We start from the raw sequence: 25,987 nt of genomic DNA, 5'->3' as shown, positions 1-25,987 counted from the left end.
CACCATCCGCTGCATATCGAGGTTTACAAGCGCCGGATGGCCTGACACCTTATGGCGGTAAAGCCCGGAATGCCGGGCCAGCTTCCACCAAGGATGTCATTGATGCGGTTCGCCTTGCGTTCAACTCTCGTCTGTTGCCTGATGTTTGGCTGGGGACCATTGTCGTTCGCCGCCCAAGCGGACGAAGCAACCACTGACGAAATATCTGCTGAAGAAGTACCGACGGTGCATGGACTGGCGCTTTACGACGAGCCGGAGCTGCCCGCCGACTTCAGCCACTTCCCTTACGTCGACCCGTACGCACCCAAGGGCGGCAGCATGACCCAGGCGGCAGTGGGCAGCAGCTTCGATTCGACCAACCCGTTCATCATCCGCGGCACGCCGGCCATTGGCATCGGCCAGATCTACGACACGCTGCTCACCGAGAATGCCGACGAGCCGTTCAGCGTCTATGGCCTGCTGGCGGAAGGCATGCGTCTCGACCCCGATCGTTACTGGATCGAGTTCGACCTGCGCCCCGAAGCACGCTTCCACGATGGCGAGCCGGTTACTGCCGAAGACGTGGTATTCAGCTTCAACCTGTTGATGGAGGAAGCCAACCCCTTCTACCGTGGTTACTATGCCGACGTGGAGAGCGTGGTGGCGCTGGACCGCCACACCGTGCGTTTCGAATTTTCCACCAACCACTCGCGTGAGCTGCCGTTGATCGTCGGGCAGTTGCCGATTCTACCCAAGCACTACTGGGAAGAGCGTGATTTCAGCGCCCCTACGCTGGCACGCCACCCCGGCTCTGGCCCCTACCGCATTGCCAGCGTCGAGCCGGGCCGACGCATCGTTTACCGTCTCGACGAGGAATACTGGGGGCGCGACCTGCCCGTCAACGTGGGGCGGCACAACATCGGACGCCTGATCTACGATTACTACCGCGACCGCGATATCGCCTGGGAAGCCTTCAAGGCAGGAGTGATGGACTATCGCATCGATGCCCGCGCTTCGACCTGGGCAATCGGCTACGACTTCCCTGCCTATCACGATGGCCTGGTCAAGCGCATTACCGTGCCCGACGGGACGCCCTCGCGCATGCAGGCATTCGTGTTCAACCTGCGGCGTGCCAAATTCCAGGACCCCCTGGTGCGGGAAGCGCTCAGCCTGACCTTCGACTTTCCATGGCTCAATGCCAACCTGTTCTACGACTCGTACCATCCCACCGAGAGCTATTTCCAGAATTCCGAGATGGCGGCCGAGGGGCTGCCGAGCGAGGCAGAACTCGAGCTGCTTGAACCGCATCGCGAAGAGCTACCCGATCGTGTGTTCGACAGCCCGGTGCCCATCGACCACCCCGAGAACCTGCGTGAACGCCTGCGGCTCGCCTACGACCTGCTGCTGGAAGCCGGCTACGAGGTGCGCGACGGAACGCTGGTCGATGGTCGCGGGCGTCCTCTCACCGTTGAAGTGATGCTGTTCGACAGTGGCATGGAGCGGGTCGTGCAGCCGATGCTGCGCAACATGTCGCGGCTCGGCATCCAAGGCAGGCTGCGTATCGTCGATATCAACCAGTTCCTCAACCGCCTGCGCAGCTTCGATTTCGACATCGTCGTCGGCCAGTTCCCGCAGTCCAACAATCCGGGCAACGAACAGCGTGAGTACTGGACCAGCGAGTTTGCCGACTCTCCCCAGAGCCGCAACCTGATGGGCCTCGATAGCCCGGCCGTGGATGACCTGGTGGAGCGGCTCATTCGTGCCGACAGCCGCGAGGAACTCAATACCGCGACTCGTGCACTGGATCGAGTGCTGCTGTGGAGCTTCATCACCATTCCCCAGTACCATTCCGGGGAGACGCGCATTGCGGTATGGGACAAGTTCGGCTACCCGGAGCCCTTCCCCCAGTACGGTTTCGACCTTTCGGCCTGGTGGGTGGATACCGACCGAGAAAACGAACTGAACCGCCGTCTACGACGCAGGTAGGCCGTTGCCACTCGTCACCCAAGCTTCTACAAGGATGATTTATCGTGAGCCGTTACATCCTGCGCCGCCTGCTGCTGATGATTCCTACCCTGATTGGCATCATGCTGCTCAATTTCATCATCGTTCAGGCTGCCCCGGGCGGGCCGATCGATCAGATGCTGGCTCGTTTCGAGGGCATGGACGCCATGGCCAGCACGCGGCTGGATGCTGGTGGTGGCGACGTGGTGGTACAGGACGAGTCGCGCGGCGCCCGGGGGATAGACCCGCGCTTCATCGAACAGCTCGAACAACAGTTCGGTTTCGACAAGCCGGCTCACGTTCGCTTCCTGACCATGATGCGCGACTACGCCACCTTCGATTTCGGTAACAGTTTCTTCCGCGACCGACCGGTGGTGGAATTGATGATAGAGCGCTTGCCGGTATCGATCTCGCTGGGCCTATGGACCACGCTGCTGGTCTACCTGATCTCGATTCCGCTGGGGATACGCAAGGCGCTGCATCACGGCTCGCGTTTCGATGTGTGGACCTCGGGACTGGTCATCGTCGGCTACGCCATTCCCGGCTTCCTCTTCGCCATCCTGTTGATCGTGCTGTTCGCCGGCGGTAGCTACTGGGATCTCTTCCCCTTGCGCGGGCTGACCTCACCGGATTTCGATGAGCTTTCCGCCTGGGGCAAGGTCAAGGACTACTTCTGGCACATCACCCTGCCGGTGGTGGCCATGACCATCGGCAGCTTTGCCACCCTGACCATGCTGACCAAGAACAGCTTCCTCGATGAGATCCACAAGCAGTACGTGTTGACGGCACGGGCCAAGGGCGCCAGCGACCACCGTACCCTCTACGGCCACGTGTTCCGTAACGCCATGCTGATCATCATCGCCGGCATGCCCGGAGCCCTGGTGGCGATCTTCTTCACCGGGTCGCTGCTGATCGAAGTCATCTTCTCGCTCGAGGGACTCGGGCTGCTCGGCTTCGAGGCGGTGATGCAACGCGACTATCCGGTGATTTTCGGTACGCTGTTCCTCTACACCCTGATCGGGCTGATCCTGAAGCTGATTTCCGACCTCACCTATGTGTGGGTGGATCCGCGCATCGATTTCGAGACACGGGAGTCCTGAGCCATGGCCTTTGCATTCTCTACCAAGCTCTCTCCCATCGCACGGCGGCGCATCGATGTCTTCCGCAGCAACCGGCGTGCCCGGATCTCGCTGTGGATCTTCCTCGCCCTGTTCGTGGTGAGCCTGGGGGCCGAGCTGATCGCCAACGACAGACCTATCGCCATGCGTTATGACGGCCAGTGGTATGTGCCACTGCTGGTGGACTACCCCGAGACGGAATTCGGCGGTTTCCTACCCACCCGCACCGACTACCACGACCCCTTCATCCGCGAGCAGATCGAGGAGCACGGCATCGCTATCTGGCCGTTGATTCCCTTCTCCTACCAAACCCTGGACATGCAGATCATGCGTCCATCGCCCTCACCTCCCGATTCGCGGCACTGGCTGGGTACCGACGACCAGGGCCGAGACGTACTGGCGCGCGTGATATACGGTTTCCGCCTGTCGGTATTCTTTGCTCTGGTGCTGACCGGTGGCTCGCTGGTAATGGGCGTGATCATCGGTGGCATCCAAGGCTACTTCGGCGGCAAGACCGACCTGATCGGGCAGCGGTTGACCGAGATCTGGTCGGGGTTGCCCGTATTGTTCCTGCTGATCATCCTGGCCAGCTTCGTCCAGCCCGGCTTCTGGTGGCTGCTGGGGATCATGCTGCTGTTCTCGTGGCTCGGCCTGGTGGACGTAGTGCGTGCCGAGTTCCTGCGCGCTCGCAACCTCGAGTACGTGCGTGCCGCCAAGGCCATGGGGTTGCCGTCACGGCTGATCATGTGGCGTCACGTGCTGCCCAATGCCATGGTGGCTACCCTGACCTTCATCCCCTTCCTGTTCACCGGTGCCATCACCACCTTGACGGCACTCGACTTCCTCGGTTTCGGTCTCCCGCCAGGTTCACCCTCGCTGGGTGAGCTGGTCGCGCAGGGTAAGAACAACCTGCATGCGCCCTGGCTTGGCATCACCGCCTTCGTCAGCCTGTCGCTGATGCTCTCGCTGCTGGTCTTCATCGGCGAAGGGCTGCGCGACGCTTTCGATCCACGTCACATTCAGCACGCACCCAGCGCCACGCCGTTGACCAGGACTCAGCCCAATGCCTGATTCTCGCTCCCAACCCTTGCTGCGCCTCGACAAGCTTTCGATTGCCTTCGATGGCAAGCCGGTTCTTCGCGAGCTGACCCTGGAAGTACGGCGAGGGGAAACCCTGGCACTGGTAGGTGAATCCGGTTCCGGCAAGTCCGTCTCGGCCCTCGGCGCCATGAATCTGTTACCGGACAACGCCCAGGTCACGGGAGGCCGCTGGCTGGGCGATACCGACCTCACCGCGCTGAAAAAGCGCGATTGGCAGGCGCTACGCGGCGGCCGAGTCGGCTTCGTGTTCCAGGAACCGATGACCTCGCTCAATCCGCTGCACACCGTGGGCAAGCAGATCGGCGAAACCCTGCGCTTGCACCAGGGACTTTCGGGCCGTGCGGCTCGTGAGCGCACCCGCACGCTGCTGGAGCAAGTCAAGCTACCGCGCCCTGGCGAACTGCTCGACGCCTGGCCGCATCAACTCTCGGGCGGCCAACGTCAGCGTGTGATGATCGCCATGGCCATTGCCAACGATCCGGAGCTGCTGATTGCCGACGAACCTACCACGGCACTCGACGTCACCGTGCAGCAGGAGATCCTGGCCCTGCTGGCCGAGCTGCGCGATCGCCATGGCATGGGCATGCTCTTCATCACCCATGACCTCAACCTGGTGCGGCGCCACGCCGACCGCATCTGTGTGTTGTACGACGGCCACGAACAGGAGACAGGGCCCGTCGGCGAGGTCTTTGCATCGCCACGCAGTGCCTACACACGGACATTGCTGGATGCCGAGCCGACCGGCCGGCCGGCGCCGGTCACATCGGCGCAGGCATTGCTCGAGGCACGCGGTGTTGCAGTGAGTTTCCAACGTCCCAAACGCCTGTTTGCCAAGCGTCCTCCTGCTTTCGAGGCAGTGAAGCCGATCGATCTGCACCTGGCGCCGGGCGAAACCCTGGGTATCGTCGGGGAGTCTGGTTCGGGCAAGACGACGTTGGCCATGGCACTGCTCAGGTTGGTGGAGAGCCGCGGCGAGATAGAACTCGACGGTGAACGGTTGGACCAGTTGACTGGCAATGCCCTGCGCAAGCGCCGCAGACGCATTCAGGTGGTGTTTCAAGACCCCTATGGATCACTCTCTCCCCGCATGCCGGTTTCCGACATCATCAGCGAGGGGCTGCGTTTCCACTTCCCTGAGCTTGCTGACGCAGAGGTCGACAAGCGGGTGCGAGCCGCCATACAGGAAGTTGGCCTGCCTGCTGATTGTGCATCACGCTATCCCCACGAATTCTCAGGTGGTCAACGGCAGCGTATTGCCGTCGCCCGAGCTTTGATCCTGGAGCCGGCACTAGTAGTACTCGACGAGCCTACTTCGGCGTTGGATCGCACCGTGCAGAAGCAACTTGTCGAGTTGTTACGCGATCTGCAGGCGCGGCGTGGTTTGAGCTTTCTCTTCATCAGCCATGATCTGGCGGTGGTACGTGCCATGGCGCACCGTGTATTGGTGCTGAAAGATGGGGAGCTGGTGGAACAAGGTGAATGTCAGGCGCTACTGGCTGATCCCGCCAGCGACTACACTCGTGCCCTGGTCAAGGCAGCAGGCCTTGTGCCGCAACTTTGACGTAATAGGAAGAGCGTAGGACAAGTTTGTTTTGCGTAGAAGATAACGGTATAAACCCGATATGCCCTAAGTACTCATAACGCGCTCAGAACACGGCTTTGCCTTATACTAGGGCTTGGCCCGTCAGGAACAGAGGAAACGCCACCAATGCGCTGCCTTGTCCTCTTGTTGCGGCTATCCATACCTCTGTTGCTGTTCTTGTTCCCTGTCGTCGCTACGGCAGCGTTCCCTTCCCAGGATCTCGACACCGGCTGGGAATATCGCTGGGGCGACTCGCCGCGACTCGACGACGGCACACACAGCTGGCTCCTCGACACGGCAGAAGAGCCCGCCTGGCAAGCCATCGATTTCCCTTCCAACCCGCCGGGTCGGGAGGGGCACCGTCATGCGTGGTTCAGGATTACCCTGCCCGCCGGCGAATGGCGCGACCCGGTACTCTATATCTATAGTATCGATCTGATTGCACAGGTTTTTCTGGATGACGAGCTGATCTACCAGCACGGCAGTTTCGACGCCCAAGGTGAAGGCCCTTTCATCGGCTGGCCCTGGCATGTGATCAGCCTTCCCGAAAACTTCGCCGGTCGCCAGCTCACTTTCCGAGTCTACTCCAACTACACAGATATCGGCCTGTGGGGCGAAGTTCGCCTGATGGACCGCCCCGAATTCTTCGCCATGCTCCTGAACCGCTCGGCGGCAGATCTGGCAGTGAGCGCTTTCTGCCTGTTACTTGCGCTGCTGGCCGGCAGCTTCGCGTTGATTCATCAGCGCCGGCAAACCTTTGCTGGCATCGGGCTCTTTTCACTAGCCTCCGGCGTGATGATCCTGGCCGAGACCCAAGCCAGCCAACTGCTGCTGGCAATGCCGCTATTCTGGAATTATCTCGCCGCGGCGGGTTACTACGCCTTACCGATAGGTATCGGCCTGCTGCTCGAACCCTGGTTTCCGAACCAGCATTCACGCTGGATTCGTCGGCTGTGGCAGCTCCACCTGGGCTACCTGGTACTTGCTCTAAGCCTCGCCCTAAGCGGTGTCGTCGATCTCTCCAGCACCTTTCCCCTCTACGATGTGATGCTGGCCATTAGCTTGCCGGTTCTGTTCTCCCTCATTGCCGTGCACCTGAAACGGCTCAATGGCGAACAGCGGCTGATCATTGCCGCCTATGGCCTGTTCGGCCTGTTGTTGCTGCTCGACATGGCGGTTGCCCATGGCCTGCTGCCATGGCAGCAGATACCGGTCAGCCTGGGCGCGCTTGGCTTCAGTTTCGCTATCGTGGCAATTTCACTGCGTCATTATGCTCTCACCCAGCGCGAGCTGGTCGAGCTGAACCAGCACCTCGAGCGTCAGGTAGCAGATCGCACCCAGGACCTGCAGCACATGGTCGAGCAGCTGCGAGCGTTCTCCTACCAGGATCCCTTGACTGGCCTGAAGAATCGCCGTTACTTCGACGAGATATTCACTCATGAGGCAGCCATTGCCCGGCGCGGCGGGGCACTGTCGCTGGTCATGCTCGATATCGATCACTTCAAGCATTTCAACGACCTGTATGGACACGAGGCTGGCGATACGGTGCTGATAGACACGGCGCGACTGATTGGCGAGCACTTCCGCGAAGCCGACGTGGTCTGCCGCCTGGGTGGTGAGGAGTTCGTCGTGGTGATGCCCGCCGCCACGCCACAGCAGGCCAGCGAAGCCGTCGAGCGGCTGCTGGAGTCGATGCGTCAGCAGTGCTTCCTGCATGGCGGCGAAGCGCTTGGCTGCGTCAGCCTCTCTTGCGGTATCGCCAGCTATCCGGCACACGCCGACGACCCGCTCGAGCTGATTCGTTTGGCCGACCTGGCACTTTATCGCGCCAAGCACTGCGGCCGCGACCGCAGCGAAACCTACGCGCCGTCGACCTGACTCAGGCGAATGCAGCGACCTCCTCATCGTTCAATTCCCGCCACTCTCCCAGGGCGAGAGCCCCCAGCGAGAGTGGCCCCACCGATTCCCGGTGAAGCGCCGTGACGTGATTGCCGATAGCGGCAAACATGCGCTTGACCTGATGATAACGCCCTTCGTAGAGAGTCAGCTCGGCCTCGTGGCTGCTACGCATCACGAGTTCCGCCGGTAGCGTCGGTTTCTCTTCACCCTCAAGCAGAAGCCCCTCTTCGAAGCGTCTGAAGGCCTCGGCCAGTGCTTCGCCTGCAAGCGGTTCGGCCAGGGTGGCCAGATAGACCTTGGCGCAGCGCTTGCGTGGCGAGGTAACTCGATGCGACCACTGGCCATCATCGGTCAGCAGTACCAGTCCGGTGGTATCGACGTCCAGCCGCCCCACTGGCTGCAGACGCTCGGCCTTGGGCAGGTCGATGAGATCCACTGCGCGCGGGTATAGCCCGCGTCGCGCGCTACACTCCACGTCGGCAGGCTTGTTGAGCATCACGTAGCGCAGGCCGACCAAGGCCAACGGCTGCCCGTCCCATTCCACTCGATCGCTTTCCCCCACGTGGCTGGCAGGCTGCTTCACTACCACTCCATTGACGCTGACTTCGCCACGTTGCAGCGCCTTCTTGGCCAGGCTGCGGGTCAGCTCCGTAGTCTCCGCCAGGAAGCGATCCAGACGCATCAGAACCCGACTCCATCCGCCAGTGTGAAATGATCGGCATCGCGCCAGGCCGGAAACTTCTCGCGGAAGGCCTCGAGGTCGGCGCGGGAAAGCGTCGCACTCTTGATGAAAGTGGTATCGCGCGGCTCATCGATGATCGCCTCGCCCTTGAAATCCACCAGCATGGAGTCACCGGAATAGCGCATGCCGTTCGCGTCCTCGCCGACGCGATTGACCCCAATGACGGGACACAGGTTCTCGATCGCCCTTGCCTGCAGCAGAATTCGCCAAGGATGCCGTCGCGGCGCCGGCCAGTTGGCCACGCACAGCAGTGCATCGTACTCGAAGTGCTCGCCGGGCCCAGGGCTCTGGCGCAGCCAGACCGGAAACCGCAGGTCATAGCAAACGCTGAGCAGGATACGAAAGCCCTTCAGCGTCACGATCACTCTATCGTGACCCATGGAGTAACGTTCGTGCTCGCCTGCCATGCGGAACAGGTGTCGCTTGTCGTAATAGGCCCGGCTACCGTCCGGCCGCGCCCAGACCAGACGGTTGTAATACTGGTCATCCTCGACGACCGCCACGCTGCCTGTGACGACGCAGTTACGCTTTCTCGCCTGCTCGCTCAGCCACGCGACTGCATGGCTCTGCTCCATGGGCTCTGCCATCTCGCGGGAGTTCATGGTGAAGCCGGTGGAAAACATCTCGGGCAGTACGATGAGGTCGGTCTCGTTGCCATCGAGTTCTCCCAACTGCTCTTCGAGCATGCGGCAGTTGGCCTCGGGATCTTCCCAGCGCAGGTCGCACTGAACCAGGGTCGTACGCAAATCGCTCATGGGGGGTGGTCCCTTGCAGTTGGTCATCCATCGTTTCAGCCTACCCCAGGCAGGCAGCGACGTCAGCCCGGTTCAGCGCCTCTTACGCGTATGTTTAGAGACCATGGAGCTGGATTCAATAGGCTGCTAAATTGTAGCGTCACTTCATCAGAGTATCCGGTATGTCCCTGCAGTTATCGAGCGATCGTGAAGCCGCGCGCGGCGTCGGCTTCGGCCTGACCGCCTATGTCATGTGGGGTTGCTTTCCGCTGTTCTTTGCCTTGTTCGATGGTGTCCCCGCCTTTGAAGTGCTGATCCATCGTATCATCTGGTCTTGCCTGTTCCTGGTGGGCCTGGTGACCCTGCTGAAGCGCTGGGCCCCCATTCGCAAGGCGTTTGCCGAGCCGAGGCGGCTGGGGCGAGTGCTCGGCTGCGCCGTGCTGATCGCCACCAACTGGGGGCTCTATATCTATGCAGTGGAGACCCGCCAGGTGTTCCAGGCCAGCCTGGGTTACTTCCTCACCCCGCTGGTCAACGTCGCGCTGGGCATGCTGGTACTGCGCGAGGCCATGGCCGGGTTGCAGCGCATTGCCGTAGGGCTGGCCGGCCTGGCCATTGCTATCCAACTGCTATTGCTGGGTGAGCTGCCATGGATCAGCCTGACGCTGGCGCTGACCTTCGGCACCTATGGCCTGTTGCGCAAACAGGTGCCCCTCGATGGACTTTCGGGGCTCTTTGCCGAAACCCTGCTGCTGCTGCCACTGGGGCTGATGGCGCTGGCCTGGCTCAGCGCAGCCGACCTCTCCCATTTCATGAGTGGGCCTGTCATCACGCTGCTGCTGGTGGCGAGTGGTGTGATCACTGCCCTGCCGCTGCTGGCCTTCGCCGGGGCGGCTCGTCGCCTACGCCTCGCAACGCTGGGCTTCCTGATGTACATCAATCCCACTATCCAGTTCTTCATCGCACTGCTGGTATTCCGCGAACCGCTCTCGCCGGTACAGCTCGCCACCTTCATACTGATATGGGCCAGCCTGGGACTCTATTCCTGGTCGGCATGGAACGGCCGCATGCGCTCCCCCCTGGCCCCGGCCGGTGCCCCCCAGCCAGGAGAGCGGAGCTGAGATCATGGCGGAGACGAGCGAAGGGCACCCTCCGCGCATTCTGCTGATAGGTGCGGGCCATGCCCATCTCCACCTCATGCGCCACCGCGCGCGCCTTCCGCACGCCGAACTGACGGTCGTCGACCCGGGCAGCTTCTGGTATTCAGGTATGGCTGCGGGCGTGCTGGGTGGTGCTCATGCTCCCGGTTTGGACCGCATCGATCCCGTGCGGCTCGCCCATCGCTATCGCCTCGACCATGCCAGGGGGCGCCTTGCACAACTCGATATCGCTGGACGCCGAGTGCACCTGGAGGACGGCCGCACACTCCCCTTCGACCTGCTTTCGCTCAACGTCGGCTCATCCGCACTCGCTCTCCCGGCCGTACCCGATGGCCCAGTGGTCTGGACGGTCAAGCCGATCCAGCAGCTCGTGGCGCTGCGTCAACGCCTGCTCGGTGCCTGCCGTCGAGGCGAGCATCCGCGGATCGTGGTGGTGGGGGGCGGGGCCAGCGGTGTGGAGGTAGCCTGCAATCTTCGTGCGCTGACAGCGGAATACGGAACACAGGCAGCGATCACGCTGGTGAACCGCGACAGTACCCTGCTGGCGAGTGCCCCGGCTGGCGCGCAGCGCTGGCTGGAACGACACTTGCACCGCCTTGGCATCCAGCTGCGCAGCGGCCTGAGCGCCGTCGCTCATCATCGCGAAGGAGTGCTGGTAGCCGAAGAGAACGTAGCCGGGCAGGATAACCTTGGGCTGCTCGAGTGCGACCATATCGTGCATGCCTGCGGCTTGGCGCCCCCAGCGGTACTCGAGCGCCTCGGCCTGACGCTGATTGCCGGACGAGGCGTGGCAGTACGGAGCACTCTGCAGAGCGTGGACCACCCGGACATATTCGCCGCCGGCGACTGTGCTGCCATGGTCGACCATATCCTGCCCCGCCTTGGCGTCTACGGAGTGCGACAAGCGCCGGTATTGCTGACCAACCTCGCTGCTCGCCTGGGCAACCACTCGCTACAATGCTATGTACCCCAGAGCAAGGCCCTGAGCATTCTCGATCTTGGCCAAGGCCAAGGCTTGGCGTTTCGTGGCCGCCTGTGGTGGGCCGGCCGCCTCAGCCTGCGCTGGAAACGCTGGCTGGATGGTCGGTTCATGACTCAGTATCGGTGTTGAATCCGGCGCGATCGATTCAGGCTGTCTCCGGCTTGTAGCCCACGCGGAAGCCACCCCAATGCTTGCCCCCCACGTAGATCGGTACGGAAAGGTCGTGCATGATTTCGCCCGTATCGCGCTTGTAGGTCTGCAGCAAGAGGGTCTGTTCGTGCGTGCCGCAGCGCTGGCCGGTCGTGTCCTCGTAGATCCTTCGGTTGCGGCAGAACTTCAGGTCGTGATCATAGTTGCCTGTAGGCGGCTTGCTGCTCTGCATGTTGTGAGTGGGAATGTAACCGCGGCGGTCGATACCGATAGCGTAGGCAACGCCCAGTCGCTCCAGCAGGGGCTCCTGCACGCTGGGAAAATGCTCGTCCGTGTAGTGGACGAAACCGGTCTCGAACTGCTGGGGGTTGGTACCAGGGATCGGCGTGTAGGTGGCATGGAAGAGGATCTGCTCATCGAGTTCGCCCTGCTTGATGGCGGATTCGAGCAGTGAACCGAGCTTTCTCGCAGCCTGACGCGCCGCTTCGAATACCTGCTGGTGGCGTCCCTCGAGGCGCTGCTGGGCAAGCGCCGCATCGACCCCCTCGGCCCCTGCCATCAGGGCACGTGCCTGGCTGGCCAGTCCGTGCATGTCACGGTTACCCTGCTCGGCATCTTCTTCCAAGGTGGAAAGCGTGCCGGCCACGCGTTGGGAATGCCGGTTGGTGTCCTCCATAGCCTCGGCAATGGAACGGATCTCGCCTTCTACCTGATCGAAATGCCCCGTCATCTCGGTGAGCTGCTCACCCACCTTGCTCATCTCTTTGGCCCGGTCGCCCACCCGCTGCATCAGATGACCGATAGTGTCGACCACACGGTGACTGCTGTCGCCGATGTCCCCAACCAGCGCTTCGACATTACGTGTGGCATCCGCGGTACGCCCGGCGAGCTGGCGTACCTCGCCTGCCACCACGGCGAAGCCACGGCCATGCTCACCGGCCCGGGCAGCTTCGATCGAGGCATTGAGCGAAAGCAGGTTGGTCTGCTCGGCAATCTCTTCGATCAGGGAGGTCACGTGGCGCACACTGTCCGCCTTCTGGCTCAATACGTTGAGCAGTTCCAGTGCCTCCTCGGAGCGCTCGGCCAGGGCCTGCATCTCTTCGATTACCTGATCGAGCGACTCGCGGCTGACGTGGCTGGCATCCCGTGATCGGCTGGCCAGGGTAGCCACGTTGGAAGCGCTGACAGCTACTTGCTCTATCGCCGCAGTGATCGCCGCCATGCTTGATGAGGCTTCACGAACGGTCTGCTCCTGCCGCTCCAGTCGCTGGTCCATGCGGTCGGCGTGATGGGAAACCTCGGCGGAAGCGATGGCCGTGGCGCTGGCCTGACGAATCAGGCCATGGGACATCTGGCGCAGGGAGAGATAGTCGCGAGTGACAGGCAGCCAAGCATGGAGACGGCCATGCGCAAGTGTTTCGGCATCGGCTCGGTAAACAGCCGCCATGCCGCTCAGCGCCATCGCAACACCGGCCACAACCCCAAGACCGAGCCCACCGAAGGCCTGCCAGCCCACACCGCTCGTATAGGAAAGGAAAAATCCACCGGCAAGCGAAACCGCGGCCAGTAGGAGCATCAAGATCCGCATGACGTCTCGTCTCTTTGTTATTGGGGAGTTTCGTGAGATTAACGCCATGTAAGCAATATTCGCATCACCACTTTGGCCTGAGAGACGAAAGCACGACTCAAGTCATTGACCTTGGAGCCGATAGAATCCTTTTGTAGCTTGCCTGGATCCGCCTGAAGCTCAGGCCGCCCCTTACAAGGGCGGCCCACATGCTCAAGCCTGGCTGGCAGCGATCGCCTGTTCGAGATCGGCAATGATGTCGTCGACGTGTTCGATGCCGATGGATAGCCGCACCATGTCGGGCCTCACGCCGGCCGCGACCAGTTCGTCATCGTTGAGCTGTCGATGGGTCGTCGAGGCCGGGATCGACGAGCAGGTCTTGGCATCACCGATGTTGACCAAACGCAGGATCATGTTCAACGCATCGTAGAAACGTGCCCCCGCCTCGCGTCCGCCCTGAATGCCGAAGCTGAGAATGCCTGAGGCGTGACCGTTCATGTAGCGCTGGGCAAGGGCATGATCCTTGTGGCCAGGCAGGCCGGCGTATTGCACCCAGTTCACTGCCGGATGCTCCTCCAGGTACTCCGCCACCTTGCGCGCGTTGGCACAGATGCGTTCGATGCGCAGCGACAGCGTCTCGAGCCCCTGCAATAGATTCCAGGCCGCTTGAGCGGAGAGCGCCGCGCCCATGTTGCGCAGCGGCACCACGCGGGCTCGCGCTATGAAGGCGGCCTCGCCCACGTCACGGGTGTAGCTTACGCCGTGATAGGAGACGTCCGGTTCGTTGAGCAACGGGAAGCGCTGAGGGTGGTCGGCCCACGGAAACTTGCCAGAGTCGACGATCACGCCACCGATCGTCGTGCCATGCCCGCCGATGTACTTGGTCGCGGAATGGATAACGATATCGGCACCATGCTCGATCGGTCGCCACAGGAAGGGTGTGGGCACGGTATTGTCGACGACCACGGGCACACCGTGCCGATGAGCGACTTCTGCCAGTCTTGCCATGTCGACAACGCTACCCGAAGGATTGCCGACGCTCTCGCAGAATACCGCCTTGGTACGGGCATCGATCAGCGACTCGATACCGTCGAAATCGTCCTTGTCAGCGAAGCGCACCTCGATACCTTGGCGTGGCAGGGTATGCGCAAACAGATTGTAGGTGCCACCATAAAGCTCGCTGATCGAGATGATATTGTCGCCGGCCTCGGCGATGGTCTGGATCGCATAGGTGATTGCCGCCATGCCCGAGGCCACCGCCAGACCGGCTATCCCCCCCTCCAGTGCAGCAATGCGCTGCTCCAGCACCGCGCAGGTGGGGTTCATGATACGCGAGTAGATGTTGCCCTCGACCTTGAGATCGAACAGGTCGGCGGCATGCTGGGCGCTGTCGAAGGAAAACGAAGTGGTCTGATGGATGGGCACCGCCACGGCGTGCTGGTCGTTGGGGGTGTAGCCGTGGTGCAGGGCAATGGTTTCGGGCTTCATGATGTGTCCTGTCGGTGGTTGTCGTTGTGCAGCGTATTTCATCAGATGCTAACCAACACTCAACCCATCCACCAATATCGTTTAGTCTGGGCGTACCCACTCCCTGAGACGAAGAGACGGGATGCTCAGACGCTACCTGCCGATCCTTACCTGGCTGCCCCACTACAATCGTCGTCTGGGCGGCGCCGACGTGCTGGCGGGCCTGATCGTTACCGTGATGGTGATACCTCAGTCGCTGGCCTACGCCGTGCTGGCCGGACTGCCTGCTGTCGTGGGCCTTTACGCCAGCCTGCTGCCAGCCATCATCTATGCCCTGCTGGGCACCAGCCGGGCCCTGGCCGTGGGGCCGGTCGCCATTGTTGCGCTGATGACCGGGGCGGCATTGTCGGGAGTCGCCGCACCGGGCACACCCGAGTATCTGCAGGCGGCGCTGGTGCTCTCCCTGCTATCGGGCCTGATCCTGCTGTTCATGGGATTGCTGCGCATGGGCTTCGTGGCCAACTTCTTGAGCCACCCCGTCATTGCCGGCTTTCTGACAGCATCGGGTATTCTCATCGCCGCCAGCCAGGTGGGATACCTGATTGGCATCGAACTCAGCGCACGTGATTTATTGCCCAGAGTGGCGGAACTCGCCCGAGGCCTGCCCGGCCTGCACCTGCCGACGCTGACCATCGGCGGTGGTAGCCTGCTGTTCCTGCTGCTGCTGCGGCAGTACGGCCGGCCGGCCCTGCGCCGCCTCGGCCTACCCCGCCCCCTGGCCGACCTCATTACCCGTGCCGGCCCTGTCTTCGCCGTGCTGGCGACTACGTTTGCCACCTGGTACTTCGAGTTGGCCGAAGCCGGTGTCGCCGTCATTGGCGACGTCCCCCAAGGCCTGCCGCCGTTGACCGTGCCCGGTTTCGACGCCTCCCTGTGGCAGGCACTGCTGGTGCCGGCACTGCTGATCAGCGTGGTGGGCTTCGTCGAGTCCGTCTCCATGGGACAGATGCTGGCCGCCCGGCGGCGCGAGCGCATCTCGCCCAATCAGGAATTGATCGGCCTGGGCGGCGCCAATGTTGCCGCCGCCTTTTCCGCGGGAATGCCGGTCACCGGTGGGCTGACCCGCACCGTGATCAACCACGATGCCGGCGCGCAGACCCCGTTGGCGGGTCTCTTCGCCGCCATCGGCATCGGTTCGGTGACGCTGTTTCTCACCCCGGCGCTCCAGTACCTGCCCATTGCCACCCTGGCGGCGACGATTACCGTATCGATCATCACCCTGATCGACATTCCCATGATCCGACAGACTTGGCGCTATTCGCGCAGCGATTTCTCGGCCATGGCGGTCACCATCCTGCTGACGCTGGTCGAAGGCGTCGAAACCGGCATCATCAGCGGAGTGGCGCTCTCCATCGGCCTGTTCCTCTATCGCACCAGCCGGCCGCACAGCGCGCTGGTGGGGCGTATTCCCGATACCGAACACTTCCGTAACGTCGCACGCCATGAGACCGAGACTGCCAGCCATGTGGCACTGCTGCGCATCGATGAAAGCCTCTATTTCGCCAATGCCCGCTACCTCGAGGACACCGTCTATGACCTCGTGGCCACCCGTCCCGAGCTCGAGCACGTGGTGCTGATCTGCTCGGCGGTGAACCTGATCGATGCCTCGGCGCTGGAGAGTCTCGACGCCATCAATGCCCGCCTCAAGGATTCTCGCGTCACCCTGCATCTGGCCGAAGTGAAGGGGCCGGTCATGGATCGCTTGAAGCGCAGCGACTTCCTCGACGACATGACGGGGCGAGTCTTTCTCAGCAGCTATGCCGCCTGGCGCGAACTCTCCCGCCCCTCTGAATAGCCGGGCCGCCTATACCTTGGTCGAAGCGGCTATTCCCCCGCCTTGTCTGATCTTTGGCAAGCCTTTCTTTTGTCGAACGTTTTTACCCCTCCACGAGCGGCATTCCGCCTAGCGGAAAGCAGGCGGCGACTCATCGGCAAGCTTGCGTTGACACCGCTACGGGGGGTTCCTAGTATCGAGTTCAGTTTCGGAATCAAATACCGCACAGCAAAACAACAATCACTTTTACAGGAGTCGCTCCATGCGCCAGCTGTCCCGCTCACTCATTGTCGTCGCCCTTCCGTTCTCGCTGGTTCCCGCCACCACGTCCCAGGCTGCTGAAGTCGAACTGCCGCGCACCATGGCCTGGACCGCCTACGGCACCAATTCCAGCGGCTACGCCCAGGCCGTGGCCATCGGCAACATGCTGCAGAACCACTACGGCACTTCGGTACGCATCCTGCCCGGCGACAACGACGTCTCGCGCATGACACCGCTCAAGCAGGGCCGTGTCGACCTGTGCGCCTGCGGCATCGCCAGCTACTACGGCGCCGAGGGCGTGATGATGTTTGCCGACCGCGACTGGGGACCCCAGCCCATCCGCGTAATCACTACCTCCACCGCCTCCTTCGGCCTGTCCCTGGCGGTAGCCGGCGACCTCGACGTCGAGACCCCTGCCGACCTGGCCGGCAAGCGTATCGCTTACATCCGCGGTGACGACGCCCTGAACAAGGGCACCGAAGCCTATCTGGCCTTCGGCGGCCTGACCTGGGACGACGTCGAGCGCGTCGACTACCCCGGCTATGCGCGTTCGTTCGACGGCATCATCGCCGGCGATGTCGATGCCTCCTTCACTACCACCGTGACACCTCCCGCGCAGCAGCTCGCCAGCAGCCCGCGCGGCATCAGCTGGCCGGTACTCGACCCCGACGATGCCGAAGGCTGGGAGCGCATGCTGGCAGTGGCACCCTACTTCCAACCGCATGAAGTCACCGCCGGGGCGGGCAACGTCAGCGCTGACAACCCCGTGCCCAGCGCCAGCTATCCCTATCCAATCGTGGTGGCCAACCAGGATCTCGACGACAAGGTTGCCTACGGCCTGATCAAGGCACTCCAAGACAACTACGACGACTACAAGGATGCCGCCCCCGGGGCAGTGGGCTATGCCTTGGAGTACCAGGACCTGACCTGGGTGTTGCCCTTCCATGATGCCGTGGTCGAGTACTACAAGGAGATCGGCGAATGGACCGACGAGATGCAGGCGCATCAGGACGGGCTGATCGAGCGTCAGGAACTGCTGCTCGAAACCTGGGACGACTTCATTGCCGATGCCCCTGACGGTGAGGATGAGTTCCACGAAGCCTGGATGCAGGCACGCGCCTCAGCCCTGCGTGATGCCGGCTTCGACCCGATCTTCGAGTGATCGCTCAACGAGCGACTGACTTTGGGGCGGCACTGCCGCCCTTTTTCGCCTCACGGATGCCGTCATGACCACCGCCAGCTCACCGCCCGATACGTCGCAGCAAATAAAAGAGAAGGTTTACCACGTTCGCCAGCTCCCACAGGCCATGCGCTGGGTACCCGGCACGGTCACGACCGTACTGATGGCGATGACGCTGGACTACCTGTTCAACCTCGGCTGGCTACGCTTCGTGACCGGGCTGGAAACGCAATTCTACTATGCCGTGGTGGCTCTGCTGCTGCCGCTGGTCTACCTGTTGTGGCCGGCCGTGCCGTCGCTCCAGCATCGCCCGGTGCCGTGGTACGACTACCTGCTCAGTGCCGTCACCCTGGTCGTCGGCGGCTACTTCGTCTATCACGCCGAATCGATCCTCGAGCGCGGCTGGGCCTTTGCGGCCCCGGGTACGGCCATACTGGCAAGCTACGCCTGGTGGCTGCTGATCATCGAGGCCGCCCGGCGTGCCGGCGGCTGGCCCATTGCCGTGATCGTTGCCATCTTCTCGCTCTACCCGCTGGTGGCAGACATCGTGCCCGGACCGATCCAGGCGTTTCCCTCCACCCTGGAGGAGACCGCCATGTACCACACCATGAGCACCGAGAGCATCATGGGCGTACCGCTGCAGGCCTTCGCCGGCCTGGTCATCGGCTTCCTGGTGTTCGGCGTCGTGCTGCAGAAGAGCGGCGGCGGCCGCTTCTTCATCAATCTCGCCTTCGCCCTGCTGGGCCACGTACGCGGCGGCCCGGCCAAGGTTTCGATCTTCTCCAGCGGACTGATGGGTTCGATGAGCGGCAGCGTGATCAGCAACGTGCTGACCACTGGCGTGCTGTCGATCCCCGCCATGCGCCGCATCGGCATGGGCCGCTCGTTCGCCGGCGGCGTCGAGGCCTGCGCCTCCACCGGCGGGGTGCTGATGCCGCCGGTCATGGGTGCCACCGCCTTCGTCATGGCGATGTTCCTCGACGTACCCTATGCCGCCGTGGCGCTGGCCGCGGTGATTCCCTCGATCCTCTACTTCCTCGGCCTGTTCATCCAGATCGACGCCTACGCCGCACGTCACGACATCAAAGGTCTGCCCGCCGCAGAGCTTCCCTCGCTCGTGCAGACCCTCAAGGAGGGCTGGTACTTCATCTTCGTCTTTGCCCTGCTGGTGTGGATGCTGCTGGTGATGCAGCGCGAAGCCGTGGCCCCCTTCTATGCCACCGCGCTGTTGCTGGTGCTGAACCAGTTCTCACGCCATAACCGCTGGGGGCTGCGCGAGCTGGGTGAGTCGCTCTCCTCCGCGGCCAAGCTGTTTGCCGAGCTGATCGCGATTCTGGCCGGCGTCGGTATGCTTGTCGGCGCGCTGTCGATGACCGGTCTTTCCGGCACCATCGCCAACGACTTCATCCATATCGCCGGTGGCAGCGTGCCGCTGCTGTTGATCATGGGCGCATTGACCAGCTTCGTGCTGGGTATCGGCATGACCGTGACGGCCGCCTATATCTTCCTCGCCGTGGCACTGGCTCCGGCACTGATCCAGGGCGGTGGGCTCGACCCGATGGCGGTGCACATGTTTATCCTCTACTGGGGCATGCTCAGCTTCATCACTCCACCCGTGGCGCTCGGCGCCTTCGCCGCCGCCACCGTGGCCGGTGCGCGTCCCATGGCCACCGGCCTTCAGGCCATGCGTCTGGGCAGCGTGATTTACTTCATCCCCTTCCTCTTCGTACTCAACCCGGCGCTGATCATGCAGGGCGAGCCGTGGCAGATCATACTGGTCTTCGTCCAGGCACTGGTCGGCATCGTGCTGTTTGCCTCGGCCATGCAGGGCTACCTGATCGGCGTGGGCCGGCTCGGTATCGGCGCCTTGCATGAAATCCCGTCCCGTGGCCTGGTGCTGGTAGCTGGCCTGCTGTTCGCCCTGCCCGGTGGCGGCATGGTGCCTTTCAATCAGTGGGAGCTGCTGGTCGGTGCCTTGGTCGCACTGATGCCTGCGGTATTGCTGGCACGCTGGAGCCAGCGCCGAGCTGGGCCGCGCACGGCGAGAATGGCGCCTCCCATCGACTCATGAGCTATCGTATGCCCGATCCATTCGAACCGAAGCCTGATACAGGGAGCCAGCCAGCATGACGTCCCCCGTTACCTACCAGCGTCATGACGACATCGGCGTGATCGTCATCGACAACCCGCCGGTCAATGCCTTGGGACAAGCCGTACGTCAGGGCCTGATCGAGGCCGTCAACCAAGGCAACGAGGATCCCCAGGCCCGTGTACTGGTACTGGTTGCCCGCGGCAGTACCTTCATTGCCGGGGCCGATATCCGCGAATTCGGCAAGCCGCCTCAGGCACCGATCCTGCCGCAGGTGATCGCTCACCTCGAGGACAGCGCCAAACCCATCGTCGCCGCCCTGCACGGTACGGCCTTGGGCGGCGGGCTCGAGGTCGCACTGGGCTGCCAGCTGCGCGTGGCATTACCAGGCACAAAGGTCGGACTACCCGAGGTCAAGCTGGGTCTATTGCCCGGCGCTGGCGGCACGCAACGCTTGCCACGCCTGGCAGGTATCGAGGCAGCGCTGGACCTGATCACCAGTGGGCGCTTCGTCGCCGCCGACGAGGCACTGTCGCTGGGTATCGTCGATGCCGTGCTCGCTTTCGACGACCCGCTGAAGGCAGGCCTGGCCGCCGCCCGTGAAATCGCCGACGGCACCCGTACACCGCGAATCACCGGCGAGCTGCCGTCGCCGGCCGCAGACCCCGAGGCGATCGAGCGCTACCGCGCCCAGCTGGAAAGCGAAGCGCCCGATCTCTATTCGCCGTTCCGCTGCATCGAGGCGATTGCCGCCAGTTGCGAAGGCAGCCTGACCGAGGGCCTACGCCGCGAGCGCGAGCTGTTCCTCGACTGCATGGAGTCGCCCCAACGGGCCGGGTTGATCCATGCCTTCTTTGCCGCCCGTGCCCCGCACAAGGTGCCCGACGCTGGTGGGACACCCGCCCTCACACGTATCGCTCTGCTTGGCGAGCATCCGCTGTTCGCACGTCTGCAGAGCAAAGCCGAGCGGGCCGGCATCGAACTCAGCGCTCGCTCAGACGACAACACCCAGGCCTGCCTCATCGCCCCCGGAGCCGACACGACCTGCCCAGCCCATTGCCTGAGCATCGCCCTTCTGGGCGTGGAAGCCGCGGTGGATCTTGAAAGCCTTGGCGCCGACCTGGCACTGGTCGTATCGGCCCAAGGCAGCCTGGCAGAGCTGATCATGCTACGCGCCAGTGCCGAGCAGCAGCAGGCCACGGCCAACGCGCTGAAGGCACTGCGTCAGGGAGTCGTGGTCAGCCGCCAGGGCAGCCTGCTCGCCACCCTGTCAAAAGCCGCAAGCGACGACGTTGCCAATCCGCATGCTGCCTTGGAAGCTGCCAGCCTGATGCTGGCCGATCGCGGCTGGGCCTATCGCGGAGGCGACATCGACCTACTGGCCATCGAGGTGCTCGGCTACCCACGCCACCTGGGCGGCCCGCATCGTCAGGCCACATTGGCGATCGAAGAGCAACGCAGTTGAAGGCCTCGGAGCTAATACCAGGCAGCGAGCAGGAACCAGCCGGCGAGCAACGGGATGCAAGCCAGCAGAAAGCGTGCGTTCCAGCGATAACCGATGCGGGTCGAGGCAACCCCGGTGAAGCGCGACAGGATCAGCATCGAGGCCGTCATGGGCGACGACATCAGCGCCAGTGCCCAGCCTACCATCAGTGAAGCGCCGAGCAGTGCCGGTGATAGCCCCTCGATGGGCAGTGTCGGCAGCAACCCGACGAGCAGCGTCACGGTGACGATGGGGTTGATCCCGACCTGGGCCAGCCCCACCACCAGCAGCATCGCCAGCACGGCGTTGGCAGCCCCCAGGGGCTCCACGATCATCATGAGCGGACCGAGGCTGGAGATCGGTACCAACGCCACGCACAGATGCCCCAGATAACCTGCCGCACCGAGCACCACCACCTCGTTGGCGCTCGGTGCCAGCAGCCACGGCAGCTGCCGATGCAGGCTGGCGAGCGCCGCCGGCACCCCGAGCATACCCAGGCGACGGCGCTGCCAGGCAAGCCAACTGATCGCGCCGAGCGGCGCTCCCATCAGGGCAGCGATGGGCAGCCGGACCTGCAGCGCCCAGGCCAGCAGGAATACCAGCGAGACGATGCCCAGCAGCAGCAGGCAGAACCACCCCAGCGGCACCAGCGAGGGGGGCGTCCGCTCGGCCTGGCGCGCGGCGGGGTGCGGGCCGGTGAGATGATCGATACCCCACCCCACCAGGAAGATGACCAGTGCCGCGCCGATCACGTAGGGGGCGAGATCGAGCCAGCGTAGCTCGGGCAGGTTGGAGAGCACTACCGCCACGCCGATGCCCATTGGCGAGATCAGCGGAGCGAGCGAGAAGCCGCGCAGCAGAGCCAGCATCATCCGCCGCTGGCGTGCCTCGCGCACCCAGTCACGTCCTTGCGCTGCCGCCAGGGTATTGCTCTTCTCGATCATGCCGGCAAACAGATTGAGCACGCCGATATTGAGGATGATGCCGAACAGCGCCGAACCGGCAGAGAGAATCGGATAGCGGCGCCCGGGTGGCTGCAACAGCATGGCCTCGCCGCAGCGGCGCACCAGTCGCGAGCGGTAGGCCGGCAGGCGCAGCAGGCTGAGCGCCACCACGAAGGTGGCAAAGAAGGCGAAGCGGCCGGCTGCCTCGAACAGCAGCTGGCCGGGAGCCTCGACGTGCCACAGCGCGACCACCGTGAGTACGGCGGCGGCAACGAGAAGGCAGCGCGCCATGGACGAAAGCTGCGCGCCCAGCGAGATCAGGTAGGCGGCCAAAGCCAATGCTCCCAGCCCCTGCAGCCAGGCGCTCACGAACATCAAGTGGCCAAGGGTCGTCAGGGTCACCAGTGCCAGCAGGCCGGCGCGTAGCCGCGCCGTTGTCACTCGGGCACTCCCTCCAGCGACTCGCTGCCACTGCGGCGGCGGAACGCCCCTTCAGCCATGGCCAGCAGGCCGCCCTTGGCATCGGTGACTTCACCGCTGGCCATGAAGACCTTGCGCCCTCCTCCGCGCACGCTGCCCGTCGCTCTCAATACGCCTGGGCCGGCGGGCGCGACGAAAGTAGTCGCCAGCGACAGCGTCATGCCGCGGCGCACTCGCCCGGGCAGCTCGCAGTAGAGTCCGGCCAGGCTCAGGGCGCTGTCGAGCATGGAGGTCAGCACACCGCCATGGACGATGCCGCTGCGGTTGAGGTGCTTGGCATCGGCACGCAACTCGACCACCGCGTACCCTTCCGACCACTCCACCACCCGCATGCCCAGTAGCTCGTGGTAGCCCATCAAGACCGACTGACCGTCATCGTTCATGCTCCCCCCTCCCGATTGGCCAGTTCGCGCAGGCGACCCTTGAGTATCTTGCCGCTGGCGGTAGCCGGCAAAGCATCCATCAATACCAGTCGCGAGGGCCGCTTGTAGGGCGCCAAGCGCTCGGCGACGAAGGCCTTGAGCTCCTCTTCGTCAACCCTGGCGCCGGGCTCGCACTGAACGAAGGCAACCACCTCCTCGTTGCCGTCGACCTGGCGCCCCACCACTGCCGACAGCGTAACGTCCGGGTGCTCGTTGATCACCGCCTCGACGTCCGGCGGGTAGATGTTGAAGCCGGAACGGATGATCAGCTCCTTGCTGCGGCCGACGATGTACAACCGTTCGTCTTCATCGAAGCGAGCAATGTCGCCGGTATTGAGCCAGCCCTCCTCGGTGAGACAGGCGCGGGTGGCCGCCGGCTGGCGGAAGTAGCCTTTCATCACGTTGGGACCGCGCACCCACAGCTCACCGGCTCCCGCATGATTCGGTTCGTCCGAGCCGGCATCGCCCAGCGGCTCGAGGCGATACTCCAGCAGCGGCAGCACGCGCCCCACGGTATTGTTGTCGAAGCAGTCGTCGATGCGCGTCTGGCTGATGGTCGGACTCGCCTCGGTGAGACCATAGCCGTTGTGCAGCGTCAGGCCGAACAGGGCCTGGACGCGGCGCTTGAGGTCGCCGTCAAGCGGGGAGCCGCCGGCGGAGATGTAGCGTAAGGCCGGCGCCTCCAGCGGCCGCCCTTCGCGACGCAGAAACTCCAGCGTACGCGCGAACATGGCCGGTACGCCTTGCAGTACAGTGATACGTTCATGCACCAGGGCCGCCAGCATGGCGGAGGCATCGAAGCGCGGCACGGTATGGAGACAAGCGCCATTGTAGAGCGACCCCATGCATACCGACGACAGGCCGAACACGTGGGACATCGGTAGCACGCCGTAGACCCGCTCGCCTGCGCAGAGGTGGCGCATACCGCCCGAAAGAGCGGCGATGTACAGGATGCCTCGGTGGGTGAGCATCACTCCCTTGGGCGTCCCGGTGGTCCCGGAGGTGTAGATCATCGCCGCAACCTGATCGCCGCCGCCGGCCGCGACCGGCTCGGGCTCGACTTCTGCCAGCTGCGAAAGCCTCAACCGGCCCAGGCTGGGGTGGTCGAAAGCATCCGCGCCATGCCGCTCGCCGTGGGCCTCGGCGTCCGGCGATGCCGCACTGGTATAGAACACCCGTCGCGGCTGGCAGTTGTCGCGAATGGCATCGACCTCTTGAGCGGTGAGGCGGGAATTGACGATGGCCACCCAAGCGTCGCGCTCACTCGCCGCCAGCAGCAGGACGACCAGCGCCCGACAATTCTCGCTCACGGCCATGATGCGATCGCCAGGGCGGATACCCAGCGTGTCTAGCCACTCGTCGGCGGTGCGGATCTCTCGCCCCAGCTCGTCGTAGCACCAGCGCACCTCGCCGTCGACCAGTGCCGGTTCGTCGCCCAGGCGCTCGGCGTTCTCGAGCACCCGCGTACTCAAGCGCTCCGGCAGCTCGGCCACCAAGTCGCTTGCCAGGCGGCCGAAGATCTCCTCGTCAGGCGCCCGACGCGTCACCGCCAGCGCCATCAGCTCACCTCCCGCACCATGTTGCGCGCAATCACCACCTGTTGAATCTGGGTAGTACCCTCGTAGATGCGGAACAGGCGTACGTCGCGGTAGAAGCGTTCCACCGCATATTCGGCCATGTAGCCCGCGCCGCCGTGTACCTGCACCGCTCGGTCCGCTACCCGTCCCACCATTTCGGCGCAGAACAGCTTGCAGCACGACGCCAGGGTGGAGACGTTCTCGCCGGCGTCCTTGCGCCGCGCGGCATCGAGCACCATGGTGCGCCCGGCGTAGGCCTCGGTCTTGCTGTCGGCAAGCATCGCCTGGATCAACTGATGCTCGGCCAGCGGTACGCCGAATTGCTTGCGTTCGATGGCGTAGTTCAGCGACTCCTCGACCAGGCGTTCGGCCACGCCCACGCACACCGCCGAGATATGCAGGCGGCCACGATCGAGCACCTTCATTGCAGTCTTGAAACCCTGCCCCTCGCGACCGCCGATGATGTTCTCGGCCGGCACCCGGCAGTCCTCGAAGATGATGTCGCAGGTATGAGCGCCTTTCTGCCCCATCTTGTTGTCCGCAGGGCCGCGCTTGAGGCCCGGCGTGTCTCCCTCGACGATGAAGGCCGTGATGCCGCCGGCGCCCTTGTTGCTTGGATCGGTGCGCGCCATCACGGTGAAGACGTCGGCCTCGGGGCCGTTGGTGATGAAGCGCTTGGTGCCGTTGAGCACGTAGTGGTCGCCGTCGCGCACCGCAGCGGTTCGCAGGCTCGCTGCGTCGGAGCCGGAATCGGGCTCGGTGAGACAGAAGGCGCTGAGCAGCTCACCGGTGGCCAGGCGCGGTACGTACCTGGCCTTCTGCTCCGGAGTGCCGTCGATCAGGATGCCCTGGGCGCCGATACCATTATTGGTGCCGAACACCGAGCGAAAGGCCGGCGAGGTCTTGCCGAGCTCCATCGCTACCATGGCCTCTTCCTCCATGGTCAACCCCAGGCCGCCGTACTGCTCGGGAATCGACAGGCCGAACAAGCCTATCTCCTTCATTTCCTCGAGCAGCTCCTGCGGTACTTCATCCTCTTCCGCCAGCCTCGCCTCGTTCGGGATCAGACGCTCACGCACGAAGCGGGAAATGGTATCGATGAGCTGATCGAGCAGTTCGGGATCGCGAATCATGGTATGTCCTCACGAAGACAGCGGACGACCCGGAATGGCGGGCCCTTGAAATGTCGGGCCCTATCTGCTTTGTTTCGCATAGCAGAATCAGAGACCGCA

Annotated in this window: 19 protein-coding genes; 11 read left to right on the top strand and 8 right to left on the bottom strand. The window is 63.4% G+C overall.

Annotated elements, in window-relative coordinates; all coding sequences use genetic code 11:
* The first annotated feature begins 102 nt into the window (after window positions 1-102).
* The 5 genes from SPH52_RS06745 (at window position 103) to SPH52_RS06725 (ending at window position 7,662) form a co-directional block, all read left to right on the top strand.
* Window positions 103-1,965: an extracellular solute-binding protein gene (locus tag SPH52_RS06745; protein ID WP_411794237.1), complete on the top strand. Its 1,863-nt coding sequence runs from the start codon at window positions 103-105 to the stop codon at window positions 1,963-1,965.
* 44 nt (window positions 1,966-2,009) lie between these two features.
* Window positions 2,010-3,083 (top strand): microcin C ABC transporter permease YejB, encoded by a 1,074-nt coding sequence (locus tag SPH52_RS06740; protein ID WP_411794236.1) that lies wholly within the window; start codon window positions 2,010-2,012, stop codon window positions 3,081-3,083.
* 3 nt (window positions 3,084-3,086) lie between these two features.
* Entirely contained in the window at window positions 3,087-4,172 is a 1,086-nt protein-coding gene (locus SPH52_RS06735; RefSeq protein ID WP_411794235.1) for an ABC transporter permease, read from the top strand.
* On the top strand, window positions 4,165-5,763 hold the full coding sequence (locus SPH52_RS06730) for an ABC transporter ATP-binding protein (protein WP_411794234.1): 1,599 nt from the start codon (window positions 4,165-4,167) through the stop codon (window positions 5,761-5,763). Before SPH52_RS06735 ends, SPH52_RS06730 begins: the two co-directional genes overlap by 8 nt.
* A 147-nt stretch (window positions 5,764-5,910) precedes the next feature.
* Window positions 5,911-7,662 (top strand): GGDEF domain-containing protein, encoded by a 1,752-nt coding sequence (locus tag SPH52_RS06725; RefSeq protein WP_411794233.1) that lies wholly within the window; start codon window positions 5,911-5,913, stop codon window positions 7,660-7,662.
* A gap of 1 nt (window position 7,663) precedes the next feature.
* Here the strand turns inward: SPH52_RS06725 and SPH52_RS06720 are convergent, their stop codons facing one another.
* Together SPH52_RS06720 and SPH52_RS06715 are read right to left on the bottom strand one after the other, a co-directional pair.
* Window positions 7,664-8,365, bottom strand: coding sequence for a pseudouridine synthase (locus tag SPH52_RS06720; RefSeq protein ID WP_411794232.1), 702 nt, complete (start codon window positions 8,363-8,365; stop codon window positions 7,664-7,666).
* On the bottom strand, window positions 8,365-9,180 hold the full coding sequence (locus SPH52_RS06715; protein WP_411794231.1) for an amidohydrolase: 816 nt from the start codon (window positions 9,178-9,180) through the stop codon (window positions 8,365-8,367). Before SPH52_RS06715 ends, SPH52_RS06720 begins: the two co-directional genes overlap by 1 nt.
* A gap of 161 nt (window positions 9,181-9,341) precedes the next feature.
* Between SPH52_RS06715 and rarD the strand changes: the two genes are divergently transcribed.
* Together rarD and SPH52_RS06705 are read left to right on the top strand one after the other, a co-directional pair.
* On the top strand, window positions 9,342-10,280 hold the full coding sequence (rarD, locus tag SPH52_RS06710) for an EamA family transporter RarD (RefSeq protein ID WP_411794230.1): 939 nt from the start codon (window positions 9,342-9,344) through the stop codon (window positions 10,278-10,280).
* Between the two features lie 4 nt (window positions 10,281-10,284).
* Complete coding sequence (locus SPH52_RS06705; RefSeq protein ID WP_411794229.1) at window positions 10,285-11,430, top strand: FAD-dependent oxidoreductase; 1,146 nt, start codon at window positions 10,285-10,287, stop codon at window positions 11,428-11,430.
* Between the two features lie 16 nt (window positions 11,431-11,446).
* Here the strand turns inward: SPH52_RS06705 and SPH52_RS06700 are convergent, their stop codons facing one another.
* Both SPH52_RS06700 and SPH52_RS06695 read right to left on the bottom strand, forming a co-directional pair.
* Entirely contained in the window at window positions 11,447-13,039 is a 1,593-nt protein-coding gene (locus SPH52_RS06700) for a methyl-accepting chemotaxis protein (RefSeq protein WP_411794228.1), read from the bottom strand.
* Window positions 13,040-13,231: 192 nt separating this feature from the next.
* A complete protein-coding gene (locus SPH52_RS06695; protein WP_411794227.1) occupies window positions 13,232-14,506 on the bottom strand; it encodes an O-acetylhomoserine aminocarboxypropyltransferase/cysteine synthase family protein in 1,275 nt (424 codons plus the stop codon).
* A gap of 121 nt (window positions 14,507-14,627) precedes the next feature.
* Between SPH52_RS06695 and SPH52_RS06690 the strand changes: the two genes are divergently transcribed.
* The 4 genes from SPH52_RS06690 to SPH52_RS06675 all read left to right on the top strand — a co-directional run bounded on the left by SPH52_RS06690 (window position 14,628) and on the right by SPH52_RS06675 (window position 21,314).
* Entirely contained in the window at window positions 14,628-16,340 is a 1,713-nt protein-coding gene (locus SPH52_RS06690) for a SulP family inorganic anion transporter (RefSeq protein ID WP_411794226.1), read from the top strand.
* A 241-nt stretch (window positions 16,341-16,581) separates the two neighbouring features.
* On the top strand, window positions 16,582-17,742 hold the full coding sequence (locus tag SPH52_RS06685; RefSeq protein ID WP_411794225.1) for a TAXI family TRAP transporter solute-binding subunit: 1,161 nt from the start codon (window positions 16,582-16,584) through the stop codon (window positions 17,740-17,742).
* 64 nt (window positions 17,743-17,806) lie between these two features.
* Complete coding sequence (locus SPH52_RS06680; protein WP_411794224.1) at window positions 17,807-19,831, top strand: TRAP transporter permease; 2,025 nt, start codon at window positions 17,807-17,809, stop codon at window positions 19,829-19,831.
* Between the two features lie 55 nt (window positions 19,832-19,886).
* Window positions 19,887-21,314 carry an enoyl-CoA hydratase/isomerase family protein gene (locus tag SPH52_RS06675; protein ID WP_411794223.1) on the top strand — a complete coding sequence of 476 codons (1,428 nt, stop codon included), beginning with the start codon at window positions 19,887-19,889 and terminating at the stop codon, window positions 21,312-21,314.
* 11 nt (window positions 21,315-21,325) lie between these two features.
* Here the strand turns inward: SPH52_RS06675 and SPH52_RS06670 are convergent, their stop codons facing one another.
* From SPH52_RS06670 to SPH52_RS06655, 4 genes are read right to left on the bottom strand one after another with little or no spacing between them, the layout of a single operon-like run.
* Window positions 21,326-22,717 (bottom strand): hypothetical protein, encoded by a 1,392-nt coding sequence (locus tag SPH52_RS06670; protein WP_411794222.1) that lies wholly within the window; start codon window positions 22,715-22,717, stop codon window positions 21,326-21,328.
* Window positions 22,714-23,139, bottom strand: coding sequence for a PaaI family thioesterase (locus tag SPH52_RS06665; protein WP_411794221.1), 426 nt, complete (start codon window positions 23,137-23,139; stop codon window positions 22,714-22,716). Before SPH52_RS06665 ends, SPH52_RS06670 begins: the two co-directional genes overlap by 4 nt.
* A complete protein-coding gene (locus tag SPH52_RS06660) occupies window positions 23,136-24,737 on the bottom strand; it encodes a class I adenylate-forming enzyme family protein (RefSeq protein ID WP_411794220.1) in 1,602 nt (533 codons plus the stop codon). The genes SPH52_RS06665 and SPH52_RS06660 overlap by 4 nt, the downstream gene beginning before the upstream one ends.
* On the bottom strand, window positions 24,737-25,888 hold the full coding sequence (locus tag SPH52_RS06655) for an acyl-CoA dehydrogenase family protein (protein WP_411794219.1): 1,152 nt from the start codon (window positions 25,886-25,888) through the stop codon (window positions 24,737-24,739). The genes SPH52_RS06660 and SPH52_RS06655 overlap by 1 nt, the downstream gene beginning before the upstream one ends.
* Window positions 25,889-25,987 lie beyond the last annotated feature (99 nt).

It is taken from the genome of Halomonas sp. A29 (assembly GCF_046723295.1).
In the GTDB taxonomy this organism is placed as follows: domain Bacteria; phylum Pseudomonadota; class Gammaproteobacteria; order Pseudomonadales; family Halomonadaceae; genus Halomonas.
Note: the sequence above shows the minus strand (reverse complement) of the source record. Positions and strands in the feature narration are given on the sequence as shown.

Coding starts and splice junctions, on each gene's coding strand:
- SPH52_RS06730 (WP_411794234.1), top strand. CDS start 4,165: ATGCCTGATTCTCGCTCCCAACCCTTGCTGCGCCTCGACAAGCTTTCG.
- SPH52_RS06735 (WP_411794235.1), top strand. CDS start 3,087: ATGGCCTTTGCATTCTCTACCAAGCTCTCTCCCATCGCACGGCGGCGC.
- SPH52_RS06700 (WP_411794228.1), bottom strand. CDS start 13,039: ATGCGGATCTTGATGCTCCTACTGGCCGCGGTTTCGCTTGCCGGTGGA.
- SPH52_RS06675 (WP_411794223.1), top strand. CDS start 19,887: ATGACGTCCCCCGTTACCTACCAGCGTCATGACGACATCGGCGTGATC.
- SPH52_RS06695 (WP_411794227.1), bottom strand. CDS start 14,506: ATGAAGCCCGAAACCATTGCCCTGCACCACGGCTACACCCCCAACGAC.
- SPH52_RS06685 (WP_411794225.1), top strand. CDS start 16,582: ATGCGCCAGCTGTCCCGCTCACTCATTGTCGTCGCCCTTCCGTTCTCG.
- SPH52_RS06680 (WP_411794224.1), top strand. CDS start 17,807: ATGACCACCGCCAGCTCACCGCCCGATACGTCGCAGCAAATAAAAGAG.
- SPH52_RS06690 (WP_411794226.1), top strand. CDS start 14,628: ATGCTCAGACGCTACCTGCCGATCCTTACCTGGCTGCCCCACTACAAT.
- SPH52_RS06745 (WP_411794237.1), top strand. CDS start 103: ATGCGGTTCGCCTTGCGTTCAACTCTCGTCTGTTGCCTGATGTTTGGC.
- SPH52_RS06725 (WP_411794233.1), top strand. CDS start 5,911: ATGCGCTGCCTTGTCCTCTTGTTGCGGCTATCCATACCTCTGTTGCTG.
- SPH52_RS06715 (WP_411794231.1), bottom strand. CDS start 9,180: ATGAGCGATTTGCGTACGACCCTGGTTCAGTGCGACCTGCGCTGGGAA.
- rarD (WP_411794230.1), top strand. CDS start 9,342: ATGTCCCTGCAGTTATCGAGCGATCGTGAAGCCGCGCGCGGCGTCGGC.
- SPH52_RS06660 (WP_411794220.1), bottom strand. CDS start 24,737: ATGGCGCTGGCGGTGACGCGTCGGGCGCCTGACGAGGAGATCTTCGGC.
- SPH52_RS06720 (WP_411794232.1), bottom strand. CDS start 8,365: ATGCGTCTGGATCGCTTCCTGGCGGAGACTACGGAGCTGACCCGCAGC.
- SPH52_RS06655 (WP_411794219.1), bottom strand. CDS start 25,888: ATGATTCGCGATCCCGAACTGCTCGATCAGCTCATCGATACCATTTCC.
- SPH52_RS06665 (WP_411794221.1), bottom strand. CDS start 23,139: ATGAACGATGACGGTCAGTCGGTCTTGATGGGCTACCACGAGCTACTG.
- SPH52_RS06705 (WP_411794229.1), top strand. CDS start 10,285: ATGGCGGAGACGAGCGAAGGGCACCCTCCGCGCATTCTGCTGATAGGT.